Raw genomic sequence first — 25,843 nt, 5'->3', positions numbered from 1 at the left:
CCTATTCAATAATCTTAGGAACAATAATTGTAGAGTTTCTAAGAGATTTCACATTAGCAAAAAGTTTTTCTTTTTCTTCAAAATAGCTATCTTCATCTTTTCTGAGCACTGGTTTTAAGTTTTTAGAAAAAACATTTAATTCTATATCACATAAATCTAATTTATCAATAGTTTCAAAATGAGTTAATATGCTTTCAAGCTCTTTGGCCATTTTTATTTCCTCTTCTTTGGAAAATCTAAGCTTTGCTAATTTTGAAATATAATTAACCGTCTGTGCAGTAATTTTCATTATTAAATCCTCCTATGTAAGTCTTTAGTACACTAAAAATGTTGATATTAATATATTAGCACATTACTGGAAAATCAATACTAATTAAAAAAGTTTTTGTAAGGCCATTATTAACTTTACATTGAACTGAAATAAGTTTAAAATTAAAATAATTAAATACAAATTTGCTTAGGATAATGGCGTCCAATTTTTTTTGGACGCCATTTTTTTATTTACAAAAATAATATTATAAATTAATCAATAAATAAGAAATTTTTGGGGGGAAGCCAGAATGTATATTACCTATGATGATTTATTAAGTTTGCCACAAATGAAAAAGGCTAAAGTTGTTTCAGGAGAAAAAGGGCTAGATAAATTTATTGAATGGAGCCATGTAGTTGAACTGCCAGATGCATTTAGCTGGATTAATTCTGGAGAGCTAATATTTACTACAGGAATAGGACTTGAAAACCATGAAAAAGATTTACTTCGAATAGTAGAAGAATTGTATAAAAAAAGTGCTGCTGGATTAGTTCTAGTGATGGGCCCGTATATAAAGGAAATTCCAAGTTCAGTTAAAGCATTATCAAATAAATGCTTGATTCCGATTTTAGAAATCCCATATGAAATTAGAGCAATTGATATAACATACAGCATGAGCAGAATATTGTTTGATAATTATATTAAAGATAAATCAATGAATGACTTGATGCGTGAACTTATTTACCAAGAATTTAATGAAGAATTTTATGAGAGAGCTGTATACTATGGATATAATCCACAAAATAAGTATGTTGCTTCAACAATTCAAGTGGACAACTTACTTGATGATCTGCTAAGTAATAAATCAATAGTAGATAGTAAAAATTTAGATATTGGGGCAGCTATATTAAATATAGTTAGATGTATCGCTAATAAGTATAAGAAGAGTATATTTTATATTTTGCAAGGAACTAATTTGATATACTTTTTGCCAATAAGTAATGAAGATCAATGGGATATTGAGATAAATAAAATTAATAATGAGATAAGAGATACTGTTTCTAAAAAACTGAAAGGGTTAACAGTAAGTATAGGTATAGGGGAACCCTGTAATGACTTAAAGTATTTCAAAAGAAGTGTAGGGGAAGCACAAAAGGCACTTAAAATATTAAAAGCTTGTGAAAGAAGTAATGATTTAAGAAGCTATAAGGAACTGGGGATATATAGAATATTTTTTAGGGCGAGAGATAATGAGGAGTTAATGAGTATATATAATGGAGTTCTCAAAAATTTAATTGAATATGACAAAAAAAATAATAGTGATTTAGTACACACATTAGATATATTCTTAGCAGAAGATTGTAATATAGGTAAAACAGCAGAGGAATTGTTTATACACAGAAACACATTAAAATATAGAATTACAAGGATACAGGAAGTTTTATCATGTGATTTTGAGAATGTTAACGAATGTTTTACTTTAAGACTAGCTTATAAAATAAAGAAATTTATTGGATATGTGGAACCTAGTTTATTATAAAAAATTCTATAAAATATAAGAACAGGTATGTTAAATAAACATACCTGTTCTCTATTACAAAAATGTTATATCGCTATACTGGTTAAATCATTCCATAAGACTTTAATTTTTTTACAAAAGCCAGTTTGTCTGGAATTTCATAAACAGTTTTTGTCTTTTTTCCTGTTGAGCTAAATGAAGCTTTGCAGTTTGTACAACTATAGGTCTTTTCACCTGTGCTCATGTTGAATCTCTCGATTACTCTATCAGAATTACAATGGGTACAGTATTTCATAAAGGCCCTCCTTAAATAGTATTAAATATCTTGTTACAAGTTAATTATAACACCTAATGAGGTGATAAACAACCCTGTAAAGGTATAAATATGATTTTCTTATTCCCTACATGACCATTTTATGGAGAATATCTAAAAAGGTTCATTGATAAAATATATACAAGGAGTACAGATATGATTTAGATGAGTAAAAGTGGTAAATAATGTATAATAGAATTAATTTATAAATTGTTCAGAATTTGTTTAGATTTTTTTAAGTTTTTATTAAGTAGCTAGGTTTATACTTTTATTTAGGTAATATATAGATAAGAAGAATTTATATAAGTAATTTGAATATAGACTCAATGAAAGTTGGATACTCAAGAAATAATAAGGAGTAGTGGGAGTAATGAATAAAAGAATTCTAATTTTGACAGCAGCCACAGGTCAAGGACATAATTCCGTTGCATATTCGTTAAAAAGGGAATTAGAGTTACAAGGAAATGATGTTAACTGTATTGAATCATTTAGAATAACTGGAGATAAATTAGACAAGTTTATGACTGGAGGATATGAGATTTTAGCTACAAGAACTCCAAGTTTATTTGGATTATTATATAAAGTTTCAAATCATAAACTAACTAGTCAAGGTTTAAATAAATTGATTGAAAAATGTACTAAGGAAGATATATTAAAGACAATTGAAGAATATCAGCCTAATCTAATAATTTCAACTCACCCATTATTAGTTAGTGTAGTGGCATCATTAAAAAATGATGGATCTATAAAAGTACCATTTATATCAGTTGTTACAGATTATAAGGCCCATAGAGCATATGTGGAAGAAAATGTTGATGCATATGTAGTTGGCAGCGAATACACTAAAGAAAGCTTAGTTTATAATGGAGTAGAAGAGAAAAAGGTACATACCTTTGGAATTCCAGTAAAAAGGGACTTTTTAAAAGCAACTACAAATCATAAAAATGATGATTTATTTACAATACTTCTAATGGGGGGAAGCATGGGATTAAAATCCATGAAGAAAGCATTGAAAAGGTTGATGTTGGCATCAGTACCTCTAAGAGTAATAGCTGTATGCGGAAATAATGAAGTTTTAAAAAATCAGTTAGAAAATATATATTCTAGTGTACCATTAGATAAAGAATTAGTTGTATTAGGATATACAAATAATATTCCAGATTTAATGGATATTTCAGATGTCATAATCACTAAGCCAGGAGGAATAACAGTTACAGAAGCTTTAACTAAAAAATTACCAATTATAATACCTTACTATATACCAGGGCAGGAAGAGGAAAATGCAAGATATTTATTAAGTGAAAATATAGCCATTTGTCCGGATATTGATGAAATAGATGAGATAATTGCGAGCTTGGTAAGAGATAAGGAAAAGCTTGATGGAATGAGAATGAATATAGAAAAGTTGAGCAAAAATTTATCTTTAGAAAATACACTGGATTTGGTTGAAACTTTATCTGTAGGATAGAAATAAATAAATTATAATTAGTGAATCAATTTCTTTGATTCACTAATTTTTTTAAGATTACTTTTCAAAAAAAGAAAAAATTAAATAACAAACAATGATATAATGTAGTAGCGCAAGAGATTACAGAAAAAGTGAGAGTGATAGAATGAATAATACCGAATTGGTAATATTTGATATGGATGGTTTAATGTTTGATACAGAGGTAATATCAGCGAGAGCTTGGTATGAAGCTGGACAATCATTTGGATATGAATTGGACAAAGACTTCTTATTTGGATTTATTGGAATGAATGTAAATTCTATTGGAAATGCGTTTAGAAAGGCTTATGGCGACGAGTTCCCATTTGTGGAAGTTAATAAATTTCAAAAAGAAAAATTGGAAGATATATTAGATACTGAGGGATTTGAAATTAAAAAAGGGCTTTTAGAAATATTAGACTATTTAGATGAGAAAAACATTAAAAAGGCTGTAGCTACTTCAAGCGGTAGAGTGAAAGCGACAAAATTAATATCAAAAGCTGGAGTTTTAGATAGATTTGATACTATTGTTTGTGGAGATGAAGTTACAAAAGGAAAACCAGATCCTGAAATATTTTTAAAGGCTTGTAGCAAGCTTAATGTTGCACCTGAAAATGCACTAGTATTAGAGGATTCTGAAAGAGGACTTTTAGCTGCTAATGCTGGAAATATTAAGTGTTTAGTAATTCCTGATTTAATAGAGATTTCAAATGAAAATAAACATCTTGCTTCTTCAATTATAGAGAGTTTAGTAGATATTATAGAATTGGAATTGATATAAAAAACAATAAGTAATAAAAATGTGATATAATGACATTATTTAAATTGCTTCAAGAGAGGGATAAGTAATGATTAAAAATTGCATGGAAGACATAGTTAATAATGTAATAACAACAGTTTTAGATGATTATAAAGATATATGTAAATGTGGAAAGTGTGTTGATGATATTAAGGCAATTGCACTTAATAACCTAAAGCCATTGTACGCAGTTACCAGTGAAGGAATGGTATATTCTAAAATGAAAGAATTAGAAAATCAGTTTAGGATAGATGTTATAAATCAATTGATTAATGCGACTGAAATGGTACTTAAAAATCCAAAGCATTAAATACCATAGATATTAATACTTTGATAATTTTTTTATAATACATACATTAGTATAGATTATTCAAGATAATAGGTATAGAATATAACTGATACTTATATTTTGGAGTGATATTATGAATATTATTGAAGCTATTTATAAAAGAAAATCAATAAGAAAATACGTACCTTATAACATTTCTCAAAGTGACTTTGGAGAAGTAGAAAATTTAGTAAAGAATCTTCAAAGCTTATATTCAGAAATACAGATGAAAATCACACTAATTAAAGAAGGTATAAAGATACAAGAAATAAGTAAGGGTATAATTGGGAGCTATGGAAAGATTGAAGCCCCACATTATATGGTAATTACTTCAGAAGAGAAAGAGGGCTATCTTGAGAATATAGGATATACACTAGAACAATTAGTTTTAGAATTGGCAGATAGAGGTATAGGGACATGCTATATAGGAGGATCCATTAAAAAAGAGTTGTTAAAAGATATAATGGAAATTCCAAGTAACCAAAAACCAATTATAGTAGTGGCTTTTGGATATCCAGCAAATGAGCCTGAGTTAGAAGTAAAAGAAATTGAAAATTATAAGAGAAAAGCTTTAGAGGATATAATTATTGGAAACTATGAAGAGAAATTTAGAGAAATATTTAATTTAGTTAGAGTAGCTCCTTCAGCTATAAATTTGCAGCCTTGGAGGCTATATGTAAATGAAAATAGTATAGATTTATATGCTAACAAAGGAAATATATTAACTAAAGGATTGAGTCATTTTAGTGAGTTAGATTCAGGAATTGCATTAAAGCATTTAGAACTAGGATGCAAAGAGAAAAATATAACTTTTGAGATTAAAAATCAAAAACTTGAAGACAAAAAGAATTTGAAATACATAACTTCGGTTATGTTATAAGAATAAGTATAGAAAATCATATGATTTTGTCATATGATTTTTTACTTTTTAGGAATTTATAATATTTTAGGCTCAGGATAACATTATAAGTTTGAATTATAATCTAAGGAATTACTATAGGGTTTAAAGTTCAACTAATAACTTATGAAACTAGAATAAATTAAGCTTCCTATAAAAACCCTATAGACTCCCCTAAAAAGTAAAAAAAAGAATTAGTCGCCTGCCAAATTTTCCTCACATGCGTTTGGAAAGGCAGATGCGAGAAAAAAATCGACGGCTCATAATCGCCTTGACGATTTTTTTACTTTTCAGGATAATTATTTTATCAATCTAGTCTATAATTATTTAATAGAGTAATTAAGTTTGAGGTGAAGCGTATTTTGGTAAAAGCATTAGATGTATTAGAAAAGTATTTTGGTTATAAAAGTTTTAGAAAAGGACAGCTTGAAATAGTAAACACAATAGTAGAAGGAAATGATGTAGTTTCTATAATGCCTACAGGTGGAGGAAAATCAATATGCTATCAAGTTCCGGCGCTTTTGCTTGAGGGAATTACAATTGTTATATCCCCATTAATTTCACTAATGAAGGATCAGGTAGATGCATTAAAGGAAAATGGAATTAACGCCTTATATATAAATAGTTCCTTAGGTGCAAAAGAGTTTAATAAAGCAATTGAAGAAGTGAAAAATGATGAATACAAAATAATTTATGTGGCGCCAGAAAGACTTGAATCATATGAGTTTATTTCAGTAATTTCACAAAAAAACATTTCTCAAATTGCAATTGATGAGGCTCACTGTGTATCCCAATGGGGACATGACTTTAGAAGCAGCTATAGAAAAATATCTTCATTTATAGAGATGTTACAAAGAAGACCTATAGTAACTGCATTTACAGCCACTGCCACTGAAGAAGTAAGAGGAGATATAATAAAATTATTAAAGCTAGAAAATCCTGAAATATTTATCTCTGGGTTTGATAGAGAAAACCTAAAGATAGATATAGTAAAAGCTGCTCCAAAAAACAAATATTTGCTTGAATACTTAAAAGCTAACCAGGAGGTCTCCGGTATTATATATGCTGCAACAAGAAAAGAAGTGGATTCAATATTTGAATTATTATTAGTGAATGGCTTTAATGCAGGTAGATATCATGCTGGTATGAGTGATATAGAGAGAGCAGAAAATCAAGAAAAATTTATTTATGACAGGATAGATATAATGGTGGCAACTAATGCTTTTGGGATGGGAATAGATAAGCCTAATATTAGATATGTAATTCACTATAATATGCCTAAAAATATAGAAGGATATTATCAAGAAATCGGAAGAGCAGGAAGAGATGGACTTGAAAGTGAATGTATAATGCTATTTACTCCAGGAGATGTACATACACAAAAGTATTTAATAGAGATGAGTACCGAAAACCCAGAAAGAAAGTTATTACAATATAAAATGCTTCAAAACATTGTTGATTTAGTGCATAGCAATGGTTGTTATAGGAAATATATTTTAAATTACTTTGGTGAGGACTATTTAAGTGACTGTGGTAAGTGTAGTAATTGCAATAACTTAGGAGAGTTAATAGATAAAACACTTGATGCGCAGAAAGTATTATCTTGTATATATAGAATGAGAAGAAGTTTTGGAGCAACTGTAATAATTGATGTACTAAGAGGCTCTAATAATAAAAAGATTTTAGATTTAGAATTTAATAACCTATCTACATATGGAATTATGAAAAACTATTCTAAAGATGAATTGAAGAACTTTATTAACACACTTATCTCCCATGGATTTATTGATTCTGTTGAGGGCACATACCCAGTTATAAAGTTAAATGATAAATCATTTAGAGTGCTAAAGGGAACTGAAAAAGTAACATTTAAAGAAGCAAAAGTTAAAGCCAAAACTATGGTTAATGATAATTTACTTGATAAGCTAAAATTATTAAGACGATTAATAGCACAAGAAAATAAAATACCCCCATATTTAGTTTTTGGTGATGAAACTTTAAAAGAAATGACAGCCAAAATTCCAAAGACAAAAGAGGAAATGCTTAATATTTCAGGAGTGGGAGAAGTTAAATATGATAGATATGGAGATAAGTTTATAAATGAAATTTCGAATCATATAAAAGAAACGGCTAAGAAGACAGAAAGCAATGATAAAGAAAACAAATTTTTAAAAGTGTCAACTGACGAAGAGTTATATTTGGAATTAGCGAAGCTTAGAAGTAGTTTATCAGAAAAGGAAGGGCAATTACCTCAATATATCTTATCAAAAAATACTCTTAAAGAAATAAGCGGTAGATATCCTAATACATTAGAAAAATTAAAAGATATAGGTGGAATTGGAAGTAAAAAGTTAGAATTATATGGTGAGAAAATAATTGATTTGATTAACAATTATGTTGAAGAGAAGAAATTGCAAGTGAAATGGTATGATAAAGGTAATAAAAAGATAATAATAGATGGAGAAGAAAGAAAAATAGATGAAATAGCCTTAGATCTTCTTAAGGAAGGAAGAGAAGTAGAGGATATTTCTAAGGAATTAGAAGTCTCAATTTCAACATTACTTGGATACGTTACTGATTTTATTTTGGCAGGTAATAAATTTGAGGGGGATTTAAAGTTAGATAGGTTCATAAGGGAAGAAGAAGAAAAGTTAATTATAGATGCCTGCGATAAGCTAGGATATGAGTCTATAATTCTATTAAAAAAGCAATTGCCTAATGAAATAAAATATGAAGCAATAAGAGCTGTAATACTAAAAAAGTATATAGTGGTATAATTATATAAAGATTGCATTTAATAGTTATTTTTAGTTGTGAGAATTATGGAGGTGTTAGATATGTCATTAGAAGATAATAGAGTAAAACTAAACAATGGCGTAATTATTCCACAGATAGGATTCGGAACATTTAAAATTCCAGATGGGACTCAAACATTGGAGGCAGTAAGAGAGGCATTGGAGTTTGGGTATAGGCATATAGATACAGCAGCTATTTATGAAAATGAAGCAAGTGTTGGTGCTGCTGTTAAAGAAAGTGGCTTAAAAAGGGAAGATATATTTATAACTAGTAAACTATGGGTTTCTGACTTTGGGTATGATGAAGCACTAAAAGCATTTGAAAAAACCATGAATAAATTAAAGGTAGATTATTTAGATTTATATTTATTGCATTGGCCTAGAGATTATGAGGTAAATAAAAACACTTGGAAAGCGCTTGAAAGGTTATATGAAGAAAAAGTTATTAAATCAATAGGAGTAAGTAATTTTAAAGTTCATCATCTAGAGGAATTACTTAAGAGTGCTAATGTTGTACCAGCTATTAATCAAGTGGAGTTACATCCAACTTTCCAACCTATAGATATAATTGCATTCGGGAAAAAGTATGATATAAAAATAGAGGCGTACTATCCATTTGCACATGGAGAAACAATTAAAGATGAAAGACTTAAAGCTTTAGCAAGCAAGTATAATAAATCAGTTGCACAGCTAGTACTAAGATGGCACTTGGAAAAAGGGTATATACCATTACCAAAGTCAACAAATAGGGAGCATATAAAGGGTAATCTTAATATCTTTGATTTTACTATTTCGGCAGAGGATATGGAACATATAGACAAATTAAATACTGGAATAAGAAGAGGAATAGATCCTGATAAAACTCCGTTCTAAAACAAATTAAAATTGGGGGGGCTATTATGAAAAATAATTATAGAATGCTATTTGAATCTTTAAGCATTTACAGGGGATTACTTGAAGATTCAGTAGTGAAAAAACTTTATAAATTGGTATGTAATTATAAGAGAGAAGATACGGATTTTATTGATTGTATATCAATGTACAATGAATTCTATCACGAATTAATGGAGAAAAATCATGGGAATTCTTTAAAGGAATATATAATAAAAAGCATATTATTTAGTGAGAGCACATTTGGTAGAATGGCTCAGGAGACAGATTTTAAAGATATTCATAAACAAATTTTGGAGGCTGCTACTAAAGATTTAAATAACTTAGAGAAAATAGCTGAGTTTTCGCATTTGGATATAAAAGAAAAATTTAATGAGGAAGAATATGAATATTCAAGTTGGGATAATAATTCTTATGACAAAAATGAGATAATCCATAAAGAGTTAGTTAAAAGGTTTCTTGACTGTAATAATTGGGGAAGCTTAATTAAAGAAGTTGCAGATTTCCATAGAGAAAATGGAGTGGGTGTTTTCAGTAGGTTTAAGGGTTTTATTTGGGAGGAAAATGAGCTTCAAGGTGTAGTTTCATTGGATCCAATAAGAATAGATAATTTAATTAAATATGATAGAGAAAGAAAGATTGTTATTGATAACACAATAGCATTTATAAAAGGGTTACCAGCAAACAATATTCTTCTTTATGGAAGTAGAGGCACAGGAAAATCGTCAACAGTAAAAGCATTACTAAATGAATACTATAGTTTAGGTTTGAGAATTATAGAAATTCCTAAGCCATATTTGCATACATTTCCGAAGCTAATTAAAAAATTAAAAAAGTTACCACAAAAATTTATATTATTTATTGATGATCTAGCTTTTGAAGATAGTGAGGAAACATATACTGCTTTAAAAGCAGTGCTTGAAGGTGGATTAGAGAGCAAGCCTGAGAATGTTATAATTTATGCAACGTCTAATAGAAGACATCTAATTAAAGAAAAGTTTAGTGATAGAGTCGGTATGTCTCATGGAGGGGATGATGAGGTTCATGCAGTGGATTCAATGGAAGAAAAACTTTCTTTGGCTGATAGATTTGGTATAACAGTAACATTTATATCTCCAAATCAGAAAGAATACTTAGAGATTGTTGAAGAGATGGTTAAAGAAAGAAAAATATTAATTCCAGAAGACGAGCTTCGTATAAAGGCAATACAATGGGAAATGAGTTATAATGGAAGATCACCAAGGACAGCAAAGCAATTTGTAGATTGGCTGGAAGGGAAAAATGTGGATAAGTAGTATATTCAAGTTATTGATAAAATATAAAATTAATAGGGCTTAAATTGAAACATTGCTAAAATTTTTACAAAAGAAGGAATTTATGTGTAAACGTTGAATAATGATAAAGATATACTGATTTATTTATATTTAAATCAAGTTTCTATGGGGTGAGGGAATGATTGAGTTTTTTTTGTATGGTTGCGTTACAGGGGCTTCGCTTATAATTTTATATTATATGGTAGTGAATTCTAAACGTAATAAAAAACTTAAGAGAATTATTAATCAACAAAAGAGAATTTTAAAATTAGTACAAATGTCAAAAGACATTATATATTGTTATCAAATAAAACCTGAAGGTAAGTTTACATATTTAAGCCCATCAATTGAAAAGATTCTAGGGAAAAATTTGGTTAAGAGCTGCTATTCAGATTCTAGTATTCCATTACAATTAATACACCCTGATGATATAGAAACTATACATAAAAAAATTAGCGGTGAAATTAACTTTGATAAGCCTATAGTTCAAAGATGGAGAAATGATAAAGGAAAATATATATGGTTCGAAGAATATGCAACTCCAATATATAGAAAAGGGCAATTAGTTGCAATACAAGGTATAATAAGAAACATTGACGATAAAATTAAATTTCAAGAAAGCTTGGAATATAAAATATGTCATGATTCTTTTACAGGATTGTACAATAAGGAATTTTTCTTAAGAGCTTGCGAAAAATATAATAGAGATATAAATACAAGAGCTGCCATTATTGTGTGTGATTTAGATAACTTGAAGATTACAAATGATACTCACGGACATATGGAAGGAGATAATTTAATTAAAGAAACTGCTAATATATTAAATAAATTCTCATCAAAGAATATAATTGTATCTCGTATTGGTGGAGATGAATTTGCGTTACTTATTGTAAGGAGATCTCAAAACTTCATAAAAGAAGTTATAGAGAAAATAAATAACGAATTAAATTATCATCATGAGCAAGAAGTTAATATGAATATGTCAATAGGCTATGCATATACTGAAAGTTCTTTAGGAGATATGGATACTCTATTTAGAAAAGCAGACAAGAATATGTATGTTATTAAGAATAATAAGAAAGCTATATAATATAGTTTTTAGGTTAAAATATTTATTGATAATTGAAGTTTGTTAATTGTATAATAATCTTGAGGTGAGAGCAATATGTATAAATTCGCATACGAAGGCAAGAATTATGAGATTAAAGAAGATAATTGTGAATATTTTTTTATAGATGAAGAAAAAACGATCAAAAATTTTAATTTGCAGGATATTTTTAAATTAATAAACGAAGCAGAGGAAGTAAATTTTGATAAGGGGTATTATCTTGAATCATGCTCAAAATGCCAAGGAAATAAAGATGATCAAGAGAAATATTATGAATACCTAGAATATCATTTTTATATATTTACTAAAAATGGAGAATATGTAAGTAGTAGCATATCAAAAGATTATGAGCCTAATTCATTTGGAAGACTATTTAGATTGGGAAAATTTGATGATAGCTTTATGGCTAGTGTAATAATATGCAAGAATTGCGGAGACTGTACAATAGAAGTAGAACAATGCGATATGTAAATTAATAAATAAAAACTGCCTTTGGGTGGTTTTTTCTTTTACCCAATAATAGGCTATAATATAAATATATTAAATTATCGGGGGACAGTTATGAATAAAACAAATGCAATGAGAATATTAGATTCACATAAAATAAAATATGGTGTATTTAGCTATGAATATAAAGATAATAAGATAGATGGTGTTGAAGTAGCAAAAAAGATAGGAAAAGATCCTATTCAAGTATATAAAACGTTAGTAACTCAGGGAATTTCAAAAGAAATATATGTATTTGTTATCCCAGTTGAGAAGGAATTAGATTTAAAAAAAGCTGCAATTATTGCTGGAGAGAAAAAAATTGATATGATTGCAGTAAAAGATATAAATAAATACACGGGATATATACGTGGAGGGTGTTCCCCTATAGGCCAAAAAAAGAAATACAAAACTTTTATAGATGAATCAGCAAGTGAAATTGACTATATAATAGTTAGTGGAGGGAAAATAGGGCTTCAAATAGAAATACTAGTTAGTGATTTATTACTAATAGTCGAAGGTAGTTTAGAAGATTTGACTAAAAATGTGTAAGGGGTGGTATTAGTTGAGTAAGAGAAAATTAGAGAATTTTAAAGGTTGCTTACTTGGGGGTGCCATCGGAGATGCATTAGGATGGCCAATAGAGTTTTTAGGTATAGATGAAATTAGAGATAAGTTTGGAGAAAGTGGTATAGAAGATTTAGTTTTAGGAGCATTTGGGAAGGCAGAAATAACAGATGATACACAAATGACATTATTTACTGCTGAGGGACTTTTAAGAAACAAAGTAAGAGAAAATTTAGAAGAAGATTCAGAAGCTGATACTGAATTCACAACAATTATGCATAATGCATATTTAAGATGGTTATCAACACAGGAAAGATTACCTAAGATAAAAGATAAAATTCTACACAATAGTTGGCTTGTTCAAGTGTGGTCTTTAAGCAAATTAAGGGCTCCTGGCAGTACTTGTTTAAGTGCATTAAGAGAAGAAGAAATAGGGACAATTGATAATCCAATAAATAGTAGCAAAGGGTGCGGGGGAGTTATGAGGGTAGCACCAGTAGGATTACTATATGGTATGGAAGAAGCTTTCGATATAGGGTGTAAATGTGCAGCATTAACGCATGGGCATCCTTCAGGATATCTTTCAGCTGGTTTTTTTTCAGCACTGATATCTCAAATCATATCAGGGGAAGACTTGAAAAAATCAGTTCTTGAATCTTTAGATTTGTTGAAGAAATATTCAGATAGTCAGGAATGCGTAGATAAGATTCAATTAGCATTAGAACTAGTGGATTCAAATGAGATTTATAATGAGGCTATAAGAAAAATTGGTGAAGGATGGCTTGCAGAGGAAGCCATATCAATAGCAGTATATTGTGCGCTTAAATATCAAAATGATTATAAGAAGGCTATAATAGCAGCAGTGAATCATAATGGAGATAGTGATAGTACAGGAGCTATAACAGGTAATATTTTAGGTGCTTATTTAGGAACTTACGGTATACCCAATGATTACATAGAAAATATTGAATTATTCGAACAGATTTCTGAAATGGCTGAAGATTTATATATAGGCTACGAAGAAAGTGACAAGTGGAGAAATAAATATCCAGGAAAATAATGTTTATATGTATGTACTTAATTGGGAAATTATTATAAAATAGTATAATATAAATGATAATTGGTATCAATTAAGGGGGCGAATTATGAATAGATTTTTTAAGAAGTTTAGTTTATCAAAAGAAGGACATAAACCTCAATTGATGGCAAGAGACTTTGTGAAATATATTGGACCTGGTTTGTTAGTTACTGTTGGATTTATTGATCCAGGTAATTGGGCATCTAATCTAGCAGCAGGTTCAACTTATGGATATAAATTATTATGGATGGTAACATTATCTACAATAATGTTAATATCATTACAGCATAATGCAGCGCATCTAGGCATTGTAACTGGGAAATGCCTTTCTGAGGCAGTGACATCATATATGAATTCAAAGCTATCCAAGGTCATATTAGGAACAGCAGTTTTTGCATCAGTGGCTACAGCAATGGCGGAAATTTTAGGGGCAGCAATAGCACTTAATATGCTGTTTGGTATTCCAATTAAGATTGGTGCAGTTTTAGCACTTATAGTAGTTTGCTGGATGCTTTTCTCTAGTTCATATAAAAAACTAGAGAAGATAATAATTGGATTTGTTTCACTTATTGGATTAGCCTTTATAGTTGAGGTATTAATGGTTAATGTGAACTGGGGTGAAGCAGTCCATGGTTGGTTTGTTCCGAGTTTTCCACAGAATGCTATGCCTATAATAATGAGTGTGCTTGGAGCAGTTGTAATGCCACATAATTTATATCTGCATTCTGAAATTATACAGAGTAAACAATGGAACCTTCAAGATAAAGAGGTTATGGAAAAACAACTAAAGTATGAATTTATGGATACTCTAGTATCAATGACCATAGGATGGGCAATTAATAGTGCAATGATATTAGTAGCAGTAACCTTTTTTGCAAACAATGTTCAAGTTACTGAATTAAGTGAAGCACATGTTATGCTACAACCTCTTTTAGGTAATTCAGCAGCACTAATTTTTGCTATAGCACTATTATTTGCAGGAATATCTTCAAGTGTAACAGCAGGTATGGCTGGGGGAAGCATATTCTCAGGGATATTTAATGAACCTTACGATATTAAGGATAGGCATACTAAAATAGGGGTAGGAATAACACTTGTTCTAGCTACAATTATTATATTCTTTGTTACTGACCCATTTAAAGGATTAGTATATTCTCAAATGCTATTAAGCATACAGTTACCAATTACAATATTTACTCAAATATATCTTACTTCATCTCAAAAGGTAATGGGGGAATATAAGAATCAAGGAATGGAAAAGTTTTTGTTAGTTGCAATAGGAATAGTGGTGGCAATTTTAAATATTATGCTCCTATATAGTGCCATAAGCTAAGAAAAATAAAAGTAGTAGTAATTTAATTTACTACTACTTTTATTTTTAGAGATTGTGAAACTATGAACTTTGATTTAAAATTTATATGTGAAGATGTAGTACTAAGGAGGATATTAATGAAAATATTAGCAAGCGATTTAGATGGAACATTGGTAAATAATCAAGTAATTAGTGATGAAGATATTATTGCTATAAAGAGATTAAAGGAAAAGGGCCATAAATTTGTTGTTTCGACAGGTAGAACTTATCATGGATTTAGGCTTATCTTCGACAAATATGATGTTGAGTGTGATTATCTTGTCTTATGTAATGGATCAATAGTTATGGATGGTGACCATAATATTTTATACAGAAACTATATTAAAAGTGAAGTAGCTCTGGAAATGATAACTGAATTCTTAGATAATGATGATTTGTGTTTATACTTTGATGATGGACAGGATACATATTTAGTAGAAGGACATTATATAGAAGAGAAAGAATTTAATATTGGAGAATATGCATCAAAAATAATTACCAGAGAAGAAGTAGATGATGAAGATAGAAAATATCAAATAATTAGCGTTTTCCCCAAAAACAAATCAGCAGAAGATGCAGAGCGAATTCGTGAGAAGCTTCAAAAAAAATATGGGGAACATTTAGAGGTGTTTAGAAATCAATTTTTCTTAGATATTGCGCCTAAAGGATGCTCCAAAGGTATGGGACTTAGACAAATAATTGATAATGTAGATGAAGATTTTGGAGATCTATATGCAATTGGAGATTCTCTAAATGACTTATCAATGTTTGAAGTAACTAATAATAGTTATACATTCCATCATGCAGAAGAAATAGTAAAAGGTAGTGCGAATAATCATGTTAATCATGTACATGAATGTATTGGAGATATATTGAATATAAATAGATAGTTTAAAGAAGTCCAAGTAGTTACTTGGGCTTCTTTATATATATTATAAGTTATCAGCAGGAAAAACTAATCCAATTTGCTTTCTTACGTTATCAGTAACTCGAATAACCTCTAATGAACGGCTATGTGAATTTATAGAGGATTCAAGCTTATTTTCTTTAATTAAATTAATAAACTCATTAGCTTCATAATACATATCATCTTCAACTTGAGGGACTGAAATGTCTTCTGTTTCACCATTGTTATAAACAATTTTAATTGATTTTTGAGTTGTAATAGTATTAATCAGTATACTTCCTTTTTCACCTTGAATTTCTGAAGGGATATAAGAATTGCTTATTTTTGAATATGTTAATATACCATCCATACCATCATACTCTGCGATTAAGCTTCCCTCACCATCAATACCATTGTGGAGAATTAATCCATTTGCCTTAATGCTTTTTGGTGTTCCAAATAGATGAATCATTGGGTGAATACAGTAAACACCTATATCCATCAAAGAACCATTTGAAAATCTCGGATCAAATGCATTTAATATCTCACCTTGTTTATACTTATCATATCTTGATGAATATTGACAATAGGAAAAAGTAAATCTTCTTATTGTACCAATCTTTGAAAGACTTGCTTTTATTGCTTCAAAGCCAGGTAAAAGAGTGATTTTCATTGCCTCCATAATAAGAACATTATTTTCTTTTGCAGCATTTATCATTGCTAATGCTTCTTTTTCATTTGAAGCAAATGCCTTCTCAGAAATAACATGTTTCTTATTATTTAAAAATATTATTGCTTGAGGAGCATGAAGAGAATTGGGACTAGCTATGTAAACAGCATCAATCACATTGCTTGCAGCCATTTCATTAATATCAGTAAATATATTATCAACTGAATATTTATCAGCAAATTCTTTTCCTTTTTCATAATTTCTTGAATATACAGCAGTAAGCTTAAAATCTTTATTTAATGAAGCACCTTTAATAAAAGCTTCTGTAATCCAATTGGTTCCCACTATACCAAACCTAACCATATACATACCTCCTTTTTTGTACTATTTTATCATAACATCATAACAATATAAAATGAAAATATTGAATAAAAGTTTTTACTTATATTTGCCATCATGATACTATAAATATATAGAGACTAATTTTAAATTTAGATGATAATGGAGGGGTTTATATGTTTTTAAATGAACTAAATATAATAGAGTCAAAGGCTTTTGTTAATTTGGTGAGAGAGCTAGCTGATTTAGATGAAATTTTTGCTAAGGAAGAAGCAAAACTTATAGAAGAATACATAGATGAGCTTTCATTAAGGGAGCAGGATATAGAAAAACAAAGTTTAGAAGAAATTAAAGACGTATTTAACTCATCAACAGATAGAATAAAGAAAATTGTTTTTTTTGAATTGATTGGCTTAGCTTTGGTGGATGGAGAATTTGAGCATAAGGAAGAAGTGTATTTAAAGGAACTTGCTCACGATTTTAATATATCATTTTCTAGAATGCTTGCATTTGTTGATTTCTTTAGAAATATTAAAAGCGTGTACGATTTTACAGTAGTAGATTATGAAAGTAAGATTAAGTTAATAAAAGAATATGCCGAGAGGTTGGTTTCTTAGAAATAGTTAAAGAGCAAAATTTTTATTTTGCTCTTTTTTTCTTTTTCTTTTTCATAACTGAAAATCCAAAAGTACCTAAGGATTTCTTTGGAAGAGGGTAATATTCTCCATGACAATATGATATTAAGTTTCCTTCTTCAAAGTGAATCTTCCCACTATCATCAATTAAGGATTCATCTACATGAGAGCCCAAGACATCTGCAATAAACATATGATGAGTTCCTAATTCTATTATATCTTTAACCTTGCATTCTATGTTAATTGGACATTCATCAATATATGGAACATTGATATTATCCCCATCTTTTAATTTAAATCCAAGTTCTTTTATTTTATCGACTGTTTTCCCTGACTTTACTCCACAATAATCAACTGCTTTTACCATTGATGTATTAGGTATGTTAACAGTAAATTCCATAGTCTCTTTGATATACTCGTAAGAAAGTCTTTCAGGTCTAACAGAAATGGAGAGCATAGGTGGTTTTGTGCATATTGTACCAGTCCAACCCACAGTAAAAACATTAACTTTTCCATCTTTACTTTTTGAAGTAATTAAAACTACAGGAACTGGATTTAGAAAAACACTTCCCTTAAAATCTTTTTTTTGCATGAAGTTCTCTCCTTTATAGTGAATATTATTATATTAAAACGCTATAATTATATCATTTTAGTAAAGATAAAGAAAGAAGTTTGGAGTGTTGTAACACTTAAATGATAATGAAAGGTTATTTTGAGAATAATAATAGGGAGAATAAGAGAAAGATATTGATATAGTTATAGGTTTTTTTATTGAAAAGTACAATATATTAAGAATTTTTTAAGAGTAAATATATGGAAAAGTGATATATAATAATATTGTATTTTTAAAGGAGGATAAAAGATGAAGATTTATAGAAAAATATTACTCATAATTACCTGTACATGTATGCTACTAATTAATTTAAGCGGTTGTGGAAAAATAAATGAGGAAGCAAATAAAGTATATGACAATAATGACAAAATAGTAAGTGATGAAGATACCTATTATATGAGTAATTCAATTAAGAAAAGCAGAAATAATAACTATTCCTTTAAGGCATCTAATTTCTCCGGAAGTAATACAATTGCAAGAATTACATTTAGTTCTCCTAGGGAATATGTAATTAATTATTCAGTTAAGATTCAAGAGGGGAAGCTAAAGTTAATAGTTATAGATAAAGATAAAAATATTATATTTACAAGCGAGAATCCATCTGGAAATGTTAGTTGTAAGATAGATGGCGTCAATGGTCCATATAGAGTAAAGCTTGTAGGGGAAAATGCAAAATTTCAAATAACTTCAAGCTTGAAGGATATAGAAAATGTTAAACTGGATATAATCGAGTAAAATAAAGGGTTAAAAACAACTGTTTTTAACCCTTTAAAAATATCATTATATTATAGAACAAATACTTTGTGAGGATATACCTTCACCAGAACCAGTAAAACCTAATCCTTCTTCTGTGGTTGCTTTAATATTAATATCCTCTAATGTAATATTTAATGCTGAAGCTATATTTTCTCTCATCTCATTAATAAATGGAGATAATTTTGGTCTTTGAGCTATTATTGTAGCATCTATATTATTAATTGAATAACCCTTTTCCTTTAATAAATTACCAACATGATTAAGCAATTTAATAGAGGAAGCATCTTTGAATCGAGGGTCGCTATCCGGAAAGTGTTTTCCTATATCGCCTAAAGCAGCAGCACCAAGCAATGAATCCATTATTGCGTGTAAAAGAACATCTGCATCTGAATGACCTAATAACCCTTTTTCATAAGGTATATTTACTCCACCTAATATTAAACTTCTGTTTTCTACTAAAGTATGGACATCATATCCAATACCAACTCTCATATAATCACCTCAAGTATTTTTTATAATTTTAGCATATATTATAAAAAATATTAAGGCTGTGTATTTAAATTATAAAATTCTTTTAAATGAACGAGTTGTATTAATTGATGATTCAGCCGATTTTCTTAGCGTGAATTTGCTCCTTATAAAGTATAATAGTCGTTTAAATAAACTTAGTTTTCGAGAGGTATATTTTTGATGTTTCTGTGTAAAATCTACGTAGATAACTTTACCTTTCATAATAATCACCTCTTGGATACGTTTTCTTATACTCTTATTATAACATAAAACAGATAAAATATTATAGATTTATAAAACTTTGTTAAAAATTTTACCCATATAAATAAAGAGAGACTATGATATAATATATTATATGATTTTTGATAAAAAGTGGGATGATGCTATGAAAAATAATATTAGAAAATTTGTTGGGATTCTACTAATAATCATAGGAATAGGTATATTTACTTGGGTAGCTTACACTAAGTATACAATATACAAAGAACAACAAAAGTTAAAAGATACATTTAATCAAGTATTGAATCAAGATAATAAGAAAACACCTGATTCAGATAGTGATGTAAATAATAAATCAGATATTGTTCCAATAGCAATATTAAAAATTCCAAAAATAAATCTTGATGTGGCAGTAGGAGAAGGGGTAGATACCAAAGTGCTTGATTATGCAATTGGTCACTTCCCTAATACAGCAATGGCTGGTGAAAAAGGTAACTTTGCATTGGCAGGACATAGAAATTTTACCTATGCTGAATATTTTAAGGATTTAGACAAGCTTAAAGTTGGCGATGATATAATTGTAAAGACAAAAGAAAAAGAGATTAATTACAAGGTAACGGATAGCTTTGTAGTTGATCCTACTGATGTAAAAGTATTGGATGCTACAAAGGATGCAACAATTACACTAGTAACCTGTACAGAGGGTGCGAAAAAAAGATTAATTATCAAAGGTACGCTTAGTGAATAATTTTCATAAATGTTTTAATCAGAGGTGAATGGTAATATGAATGAAGTTTATATAGAGAAGTATAAATTCTCAAAAGAACCAAAGCTGAGAGTTATAAATATTGAAGATGATAAGGTTAGGGGAAAACAAGTTTTCTTGCTGGTAAAGGAATTATCTTTATATAATGTTAAACTCACAACCTTAGCAAATATGAATTTAAAGAATAATATAAGAAATACAGCCTTAAATATTGCATATGATGTTGCGGGTGATCCAGAATTATACGATGCATTTGCAAAGAAAAGAGAACTGCCATACTCTAGAATATGTAGAAAGCTAGGAGTTTCAAGGACATTTTTAGAAATATGGAATGAACTTTTAACTGCATATATAATTATAATATCAAATCCAAACTATAAATTAATTCAAGACTATTTTAATGTCATTATTAAAGAACAGGTAGAAGAGGTAGCGAAGGCTATTAGTTTAAATGTTTTTACTGGTATAGTACTAAAAAAATACAAAAAAAGCGCAATAGTTTTATCCTATGATGGTATATTTAAAAAAATTAGTTTGCAGGAAGAATGTAGGTTAGGAGACGAAATAAAAGGAAAAGAAAGAAAAAGCATAAGAAGTTATTGGAGACAATTGAGTGTTGCAGCAATCTTGCTAGTTATAGGAGTTTCTGTATTTATGTATAAATATAATAAAGTAACATCTATTGTTGTAATAAATACTACATCTCAAATAAAGTTGGAGATTAATTCTTTAGGGAGAGTTGTATATTGTTATTCGCCGACTGAAAAAGGTGCTGACTTATTAGATACTGGAGATATACAGAATGAAAATATAGATAATGCAATTATTGATATTTTTAAATTAGCAAAGGAAAAGAAAATGGTTCCAGATGATACGATTACTATATTCGTCAATGGAGAACCTATCGAGTATGAAAAATTAAGTAAAAGTCAAAAATATTTCAAAGATAATAAATTAGATGTTGCAATAAATAATGCTGGATATGAACTTAAAAATAGAAGGGAATCAGTGGTAAATGAAGAATCGCAAGATGACGGCGGACAAAATAAAGGCCAAGAAGCAACAAAATAGCAGCCAAAATTCATCAAACATAATTAAGCACCTAGATTCTAAATCGGAGATTAGATTAAATAAGTACATAAGTGATTCAGGTTTCTGTTCAAGAAGAGAAGCAGATAAGTTAATAACTCTCGGGAAAGTATATGTAGATGGTGTTAAAGCAGTAATGGGCACAAAAGTCAGTTCAGGCCAAGAAGTAAAAATAGATAATAAGATAATAAGTAAAGGTAGAAAACTCATTTACTTAGCTTTGAATAAACCAGTTGGAATAACCTGTACTACAGAACATAAAATAAAAGGAAATATTGTGGATTTTATAGGACATAAGGAAAGAATATTCCCGATTGGAAGGTTAGATAAAGATTCACAAGGATTAATCTTATTAACCAATGATGGAGACATAGTAAATAAAATACTTAGAGCAGGAAATAATCATGAGAAAGAATATTTGGTAACTGTTGATAGGAATATAACTCAAAGTTTTATAGAAAAAATGTCCTCTGGAGTTAAAATTCTAGGTACTGTAACAAAAAAATGTTTTGTTAAAAAGGAAAGTAATTATGTTTTTAGAATTATTCTTACACAAGGATTAAATAGGCAGATAAGAAGAATGTGCGAAGCTTTAGGTTATGAAGTGAAAAAGCTTGAGAGAACAAGAATTATGAATGTTCACTTAGGAAGTTTAAATATAGGTGAGTGGAGATACCTAGAAGATGATGAACTTAATGAGATTAATGAGTTGATTTCTTATTCCAAAAAAGCTATTGAATAATAATGAAATGAAAAGTTGGAGATTAAATAATTCTCCAACTTTTTATATTAATTTTTAAATATATCATTTAATATAGTGCCATCTGGATTATCTAAACTTCCTCCAAGAATTTTTGCTAAGGTAGGCCCTTCTGAAAGTAAACTCATAAAACCTATAGGATAATCTTCTCTAATATCTGGGCCTTTGACTATGAAAATAGTTTGATAGCCCTGAATTTTAGGAGAATAACCATGAGTTGCAACATGATACTTGCCTTTGGCATCTTCAATTACGTTACCTTCAATGTCATTAATGAAGTAATAGCCTTGTTTAGCCTCTAACATAAAGTCGCAATTGGGGTCAGCACCTAAATCAGAAGCTTCTTCGCCTGAAAATATTTTTTCAATACAGTTATTATTCTCCTTAGAAAATTTAGTTAATAGTTTATATATTTCTTTTTGCTTAGACTTATCATTAAGATATATATAAGCTGAGCCATCGCAATAGTTACAATATGCAACGGTATGCTTTATTTTATTCTTAGAACTTAATTCTAAAAAATTGTGTTTTAAAAACAGATTATTAATTTTAACCACATACTTTGCATCAAGAAAACTATGGTCACCCAAAGCTACTAAAGTAGTTTCTTCAAAAATATTAAGTTTTTTTAATGTATCAATAATTTTTCCTAATCTATCATCATGTCTTTTTAGTGCATCATAAGCCTCTTTAGAAGAATACCCGTAATCATGTCTTTGAGAATCTACATCAGTAAAATGTACTGCTACAACTTCAGGAGCTTTTGTTTCTAATAAATATATTAATGATGATAATGTGAAATTATCGAGATTTGGCTGGATAATCCCATTTCTAAGGTGGCCAAACTTTTTATTCATATTATATAGAAAGAACTTACTTCCATTTAGCAAAGAGACAAGTATCTGATTTTTCCAAGGTCTATTTGGGAATATTTCCGGAATGTTGTAATCTATAGTGGCTTTGCCTGTTATTGGCCAAAGTAATGCAGCTGTTTTTAATCCTTTACTTTTTGCAATATCAAAAAGGGTAGCGCATTTAATATGTTTTCTTTCCCAAAACCAATCAGAAGAAAGAAATCTATTTGGTTGAATTAATATATTATTTATAATACCGTGATTTTTAGGCAGTTTACCAGTAATAATTGATGTGTGTGCAGGGTATGTCAAAGAAGGATAAATTGTTTCAACACTATTAGAATATGAGCTAGATTTGATCAAACTTGAGAAATTAGGTAATGTTTTAAGAATTTCAAAATCTTTTTTGTCTACGGCATCAAAAGAAAGTATTAGTAAATATTTTGATTTCATAGTTATACACCTCTATAAATATCTCTTAGAAATATATTATATCAAATTTAATATATAAAATATGTATGCGTAATATTTAGAATTGTTAACTTTATGAAAAAAAGAAATGGAGGTTATCCATTTCTTTTCATTAACTATAGTTTTTACTTTTGTCTTATATTTAGATTTCCAGAGGTAGAACTGAATTTTATTTTATTAGTTGCGTTATCAGTAGAAGCAAAATTACTACGAACATCTCCACTGATGGATGACTGTTCTAAACTGAATGTTTCTGTAGAAGGAATTGCTAATGTAGTATCTCCTGAAGTTGTGCTAATCTTATTATTTGGATTTAGCTTACTATAATCTATATTTATATCACCAGAAACAGTTTTACAATCTATATCGCCAGAAAAGTTAATTGCACTAACGCCTCCTGAAACATCCTTAAGGGTACTAGATTGTGAAGTAATGTTATTTAAAAACATATCTCCAGATGTTGAAATTATAGAAAGTGAATTGATTTTAGAGTTTGTTATATTTATATCTCCTGAGGTAACTTTAATATCAAGAGAGGAAAAATCATTATTTTCTATAGTTATATTAGATGAAGTAGAAGCAATATTTAAACTTTTGTTATAACCTTTAGGGAGCTTTATAGTTACAGATAAATCCTTTGAAAATATATAATCTAAAAAAGAATTGTTTGAGTTAAATAGTGAAAATGAAATACTTTTGCCTGATATTTCTTTCTTTATTTTAATATCATCAATTGATGAACTAGATCTTACATCTCCATTTGCAGTAACTGATATCTCATTTTTATCCCAATATTCAAGATTTATTGTTCCGCTTAAGAATTTTAAGTTTACTGTATCTATATCATTAAGAGGAGCTGATTCAGAAGAATTTATATTGTATTTATATTTGTAATTACCATCAAAGAAAATTTCAATATTTGAGCCAATCTTAGAAAGATCTCTTAAATTAATATTGGATGCCAATAAGCTTACAAACATTCCAGTATAGCTTATAACACATATTACAACTAGAATTATAGATAAAATAAATAGATTAATTTTTTTTCTCATACGGGCACCTCCTACAGATGGGTTTTTAGCCATTTAAAGAACCTCTTAATAAGTTTCCAAGAGAATTTAAATAACTGACTTACAATTATAATAGATAGAATAGTTAAAGAAATATTACCTATTAAGAAAAGTATTGTTGAAATAAATGGTATTTGGTCTAGTGCTGGCCCCATAATATCCCGTAAATGCCCGTTGTTGAAGAGCTTTCCGAAAAGTAAAAAGATGCTGCCAAAAGTTAGTGCTAAAGATCCAATTATTCCTGCGAACAATGTTGCAATGATTGCTATAATACCACCAAATAATCCAGGGGACACAATTAATAAACCAATTAGTAAAATTATTATTAAGAAAATGGATTTTTCTTTTTTATTTGTATTAATTGGGCCAGCATTGTAATTATTATATTCAGAATTGAAATTGGTTCTTTCATTATTAGGTTGACTATTTTCAACAATTACGTAATTATAATCTTTCGTTTCATATGATTGATTTGTTTTTGTATATGTGTCAGATGTATTTCCTAAATATCTATCAATAATTGAATAGGGATTTCCTAGTTCATTAATAATAGCTTGTTCTGTTTTACCATTTGCTAGTTCTATATCAAAATGCTCTTGATATTCTGAAATTATTTCGTCTCTTTTCTCTTTAGGTAAATCAATAAGACCATTTATAAGAATGTTAATAAATTCTTTTCGAAACATGTAACGATACCTCCTTTTTGTTTATACTTGCATTGTATGATGTAGTTTAAGTCTTTTCAATAAGCTAGAAAGTATATTAAGGAAAACTTAAGAAGCTACTAAGATTTCTTAAGTTAAGATTATAAAAAATTAAGTACTAGTTGAAGTTTACCTAGGCTTTATTGTGTACTATTCAATTTAAGTTTGTTTAGAAATACACATAACTAACTGGAGAAATTTATATTATATAAAGTGTTGACAAAGGATTAAAATGATGTTAAGATAAATAAGTCGCCAAGAGGTGATATTATGTTCTTTGAAAATTAAACAGAGGAAATGAAGTAAGATTTAGAAATAA

General features: G+C 28.9%; 27 protein-coding genes. 19 read left to right on the top strand and 8 right to left on the bottom strand.

The features are described from left to right. Position 1 precedes the first annotated feature (1 nt). Positions 2–289, bottom strand: coding sequence for an Asp-tRNA(Asn)/Glu-tRNA(Gln) amidotransferase subunit GatC (gene gatC, locus PTZ02_RS14340; protein WP_274228491.1), 288 nt, complete (start codon positions 287–289; stop codon positions 2–4). Between the two features lie 271 nt (positions 290–560). Here gatC and PTZ02_RS14335 point away from each other — a divergent pair, with 271 nt between their 5' ends. Next, positions 561–1,790 carry a PucR family transcriptional regulator gene (locus PTZ02_RS14335; RefSeq protein ID WP_274228490.1) on the top strand — a complete coding sequence of 410 codons (1,230 nt, stop codon included), beginning with the start codon at positions 561–563 and terminating at the stop codon, positions 1,788–1,790. Positions 1,791–1,872: 82 nt separating this feature from the next. On the opposite strand, the gene PTZ02_RS14330 is transcribed toward PTZ02_RS14335, so the two are convergent. Then, complete coding sequence (locus PTZ02_RS14330) at positions 1,873–2,064, bottom strand: hypothetical protein (RefSeq protein WP_274228489.1); 192 nt, start codon at positions 2,062–2,064, stop codon at positions 1,873–1,875. Positions 2,065–2,452: 388 nt separating this feature from the next. Here PTZ02_RS14330 and PTZ02_RS14325 point away from each other — a divergent pair, with 388 nt between their 5' ends. The 13 genes from PTZ02_RS14325 to PTZ02_RS14265 all read left to right on the top strand — a co-directional run bounded on the left by PTZ02_RS14325 (position 2,453) and on the right by PTZ02_RS14265 (position 16,072). After that, positions 2,453–3,550 carry an MGDG synthase family glycosyltransferase gene (locus PTZ02_RS14325; RefSeq protein ID WP_274228488.1) on the top strand — a complete coding sequence of 366 codons (1,098 nt, stop codon included), beginning with the start codon at positions 2,453–2,455 and terminating at the stop codon, positions 3,548–3,550. 145 nt (positions 3,551–3,695) lie between these two features. After that, positions 3,696–4,349 carry an HAD family hydrolase gene (locus PTZ02_RS14320; protein ID WP_274228487.1) on the top strand — a complete coding sequence of 218 codons (654 nt, stop codon included), beginning with the start codon at positions 3,696–3,698 and terminating at the stop codon, positions 4,347–4,349. Positions 4,350–4,416: 67 nt separating this feature from the next. Next, the gene (locus tag PTZ02_RS14315) at positions 4,417–4,677 is read left to right on the top strand and encodes a late competence development ComFB family protein (protein WP_274228486.1); all 261 of its coding nucleotides are present in this window, start codon (positions 4,417–4,419) and stop codon (positions 4,675–4,677) included. Between the two features lie 112 nt (positions 4,678–4,789). Beyond that, positions 4,790–5,575: a nitroreductase family protein gene (locus tag PTZ02_RS14310; protein WP_274228485.1), complete on the top strand. Its 786-nt coding sequence runs from the start codon at positions 4,790–4,792 to the stop codon at positions 5,573–5,575. Between the two features lie 377 nt (positions 5,576–5,952). Further along, positions 5,953–8,370 carry a DNA helicase RecQ gene (gene recQ / locus PTZ02_RS14305; protein WP_274228758.1) on the top strand — a complete coding sequence of 806 codons (2,418 nt, stop codon included), beginning with the start codon at positions 5,953–5,955 and terminating at the stop codon, positions 8,368–8,370. A gap of 60 nt (positions 8,371–8,430) precedes the next feature. After that, positions 8,431–9,261, top strand: coding sequence for an aldo/keto reductase (locus PTZ02_RS14300; protein ID WP_274228484.1), 831 nt, complete (start codon positions 8,431–8,433; stop codon positions 9,259–9,261). Between the two features lie 26 nt (positions 9,262–9,287). Then, positions 9,288–10,574 carry an ATP-binding protein gene (locus PTZ02_RS14295; RefSeq protein WP_274228483.1) on the top strand — a complete coding sequence of 429 codons (1,287 nt, stop codon included), beginning with the start codon at positions 9,288–9,290 and terminating at the stop codon, positions 10,572–10,574. Between the two features lie 157 nt (positions 10,575–10,731). Continuing rightward, positions 10,732–11,682: a sensor domain-containing diguanylate cyclase gene (locus PTZ02_RS14290; protein ID WP_274228482.1), complete on the top strand. Its 951-nt coding sequence runs from the start codon at positions 10,732–10,734 to the stop codon at positions 11,680–11,682. A gap of 75 nt (positions 11,683–11,757) precedes the next feature. Next, a complete protein-coding gene (locus PTZ02_RS14285; protein WP_274228481.1) occupies positions 11,758–12,171 on the top strand; it encodes a DUF3785 family protein in 414 nt (137 codons plus the stop codon). 90 nt (positions 12,172–12,261) lie between these two features. Continuing rightward, complete coding sequence (gene ybaK / locus PTZ02_RS14280; RefSeq protein ID WP_274228480.1) at positions 12,262–12,738, top strand: Cys-tRNA(Pro) deacylase; 477 nt, start codon at positions 12,262–12,264, stop codon at positions 12,736–12,738. Between the two features lie 13 nt (positions 12,739–12,751). Next, a complete protein-coding gene (locus PTZ02_RS14275) occupies positions 12,752–13,813 on the top strand; it encodes an ADP-ribosylglycohydrolase family protein (RefSeq protein WP_274228479.1) in 1,062 nt (353 codons plus the stop codon). Between the two features lie 85 nt (positions 13,814–13,898). Further along, positions 13,899–15,164, top strand: a complete 1,266-nt coding sequence (locus PTZ02_RS14270) for an Nramp family divalent metal transporter (RefSeq protein ID WP_274228478.1) — start codon at positions 13,899–13,901, stop codon at positions 15,162–15,164. 116 nt (positions 15,165–15,280) lie between these two features. Beyond that, positions 15,281–16,072: a Cof-type HAD-IIB family hydrolase gene (locus PTZ02_RS14265; RefSeq protein ID WP_274228477.1), complete on the top strand. Its 792-nt coding sequence runs from the start codon at positions 15,281–15,283 to the stop codon at positions 16,070–16,072. A gap of 42 nt (positions 16,073–16,114) precedes the next feature. Here PTZ02_RS14265 and PTZ02_RS14260 read toward each other — a convergent pair whose 3' ends face one another. Then, complete coding sequence (locus tag PTZ02_RS14260) at positions 16,115–17,101, bottom strand: Gfo/Idh/MocA family protein (RefSeq protein ID WP_443112624.1); 987 nt, start codon at positions 17,099–17,101, stop codon at positions 16,115–16,117. A 152-nt stretch (positions 17,102–17,253) separates the two neighbouring features. On the opposite strand from PTZ02_RS14260, the gene PTZ02_RS14255 reads away from it, so the two are divergent. After that, entirely contained in the window at positions 17,254–17,694 is a 441-nt protein-coding gene (locus PTZ02_RS14255) for a hypothetical protein (RefSeq protein WP_274228475.1), read from the top strand. 22 nt (positions 17,695–17,716) lie between these two features. On the opposite strand, the gene PTZ02_RS14250 is transcribed toward PTZ02_RS14255, so the two are convergent. Beyond that, positions 17,717–18,304, bottom strand: coding sequence for a flavin reductase family protein (locus PTZ02_RS14250; protein WP_274228474.1), 588 nt, complete (start codon positions 18,302–18,304; stop codon positions 17,717–17,719). Positions 18,305–18,574: 270 nt separating this feature from the next. Here PTZ02_RS14250 and PTZ02_RS14245 point away from each other — a divergent pair, with 270 nt between their 5' ends. Next, positions 18,575–19,060: a hypothetical protein gene (locus tag PTZ02_RS14245; protein WP_274228473.1), complete on the top strand. Its 486-nt coding sequence runs from the start codon at positions 18,575–18,577 to the stop codon at positions 19,058–19,060. 45 nt (positions 19,061–19,105) lie between these two features. On the opposite strand, the gene ispF is transcribed toward PTZ02_RS14245, so the two are convergent. Then, complete coding sequence (gene ispF / locus PTZ02_RS14240; RefSeq protein ID WP_238886018.1) at positions 19,106–19,573, bottom strand: 2-C-methyl-D-erythritol 2,4-cyclodiphosphate synthase; 468 nt, start codon at positions 19,571–19,573, stop codon at positions 19,106–19,108. A gap of 403 nt (positions 19,574–19,976) precedes the next feature. Here ispF and PTZ02_RS14235 point away from each other — a divergent pair, with 403 nt between their 5' ends. Genes PTZ02_RS14235 through rluF form a run of 3 tightly spaced genes read left to right on the top strand, consistent with a single transcriptional unit; the run spans position 19,977 to position 22,407 of the window. Continuing rightward, a complete protein-coding gene (locus PTZ02_RS14235) occupies positions 19,977–20,558 on the top strand; it encodes a class D sortase (protein WP_274228472.1) in 582 nt (193 codons plus the stop codon). Between the two features lie 36 nt (positions 20,559–20,594). After that, positions 20,595–21,647 (top strand): anti-sigma factor domain-containing protein, encoded by a 1,053-nt coding sequence (locus tag PTZ02_RS14230; RefSeq protein WP_274228471.1) that lies wholly within the window; start codon positions 20,595–20,597, stop codon positions 21,645–21,647. Continuing rightward, positions 21,592–22,407, top strand: coding sequence for a 23S rRNA pseudouridine(2604) synthase RluF (gene rluF, locus PTZ02_RS14225; protein ID WP_274228470.1), 816 nt, complete (start codon positions 21,592–21,594; stop codon positions 22,405–22,407). The genes PTZ02_RS14230 and rluF overlap by 56 nt, the downstream gene beginning before the upstream one ends. Positions 22,408–22,454: 47 nt before the next feature. On the opposite strand, the gene PTZ02_RS14220 is transcribed toward rluF, so the two are convergent. The 3 genes from PTZ02_RS14220 to PTZ02_RS14210 all read right to left on the bottom strand — a co-directional run bounded on the left by PTZ02_RS14220 (position 22,455) and on the right by PTZ02_RS14210 (position 25,506). Continuing rightward, positions 22,455–23,732: an alkaline phosphatase family protein gene (locus PTZ02_RS14220; RefSeq protein ID WP_274228469.1), complete on the bottom strand. Its 1,278-nt coding sequence runs from the start codon at positions 23,730–23,732 to the stop codon at positions 22,455–22,457. A gap of 143 nt (positions 23,733–23,875) precedes the next feature. Next, positions 23,876–24,802, bottom strand: a complete 927-nt coding sequence (locus PTZ02_RS14215) for a DUF4097 family beta strand repeat-containing protein (RefSeq protein ID WP_274228468.1) — start codon at positions 24,800–24,802, stop codon at positions 23,876–23,878. An 11-nt stretch (positions 24,803–24,813) separates the two neighbouring features. Next, positions 24,814–25,506 carry a DUF1700 domain-containing protein gene (locus tag PTZ02_RS14210; RefSeq protein WP_274228467.1) on the bottom strand — a complete coding sequence of 231 codons (693 nt, stop codon included), beginning with the start codon at positions 25,504–25,506 and terminating at the stop codon, positions 24,814–24,816. Positions 25,507–25,843 lie beyond the last annotated feature (337 nt).

The sequence above is a fragment of the Clostridium sp. 'White wine YQ' genome (assembly GCF_028728205.1).
Taxonomy (GTDB): Bacteria; Bacillota; Clostridia; order Clostridiales; family Clostridiaceae; genus Clostridium_T.
This window is presented reverse-complemented; position numbering and strand designations above follow the sequence as displayed.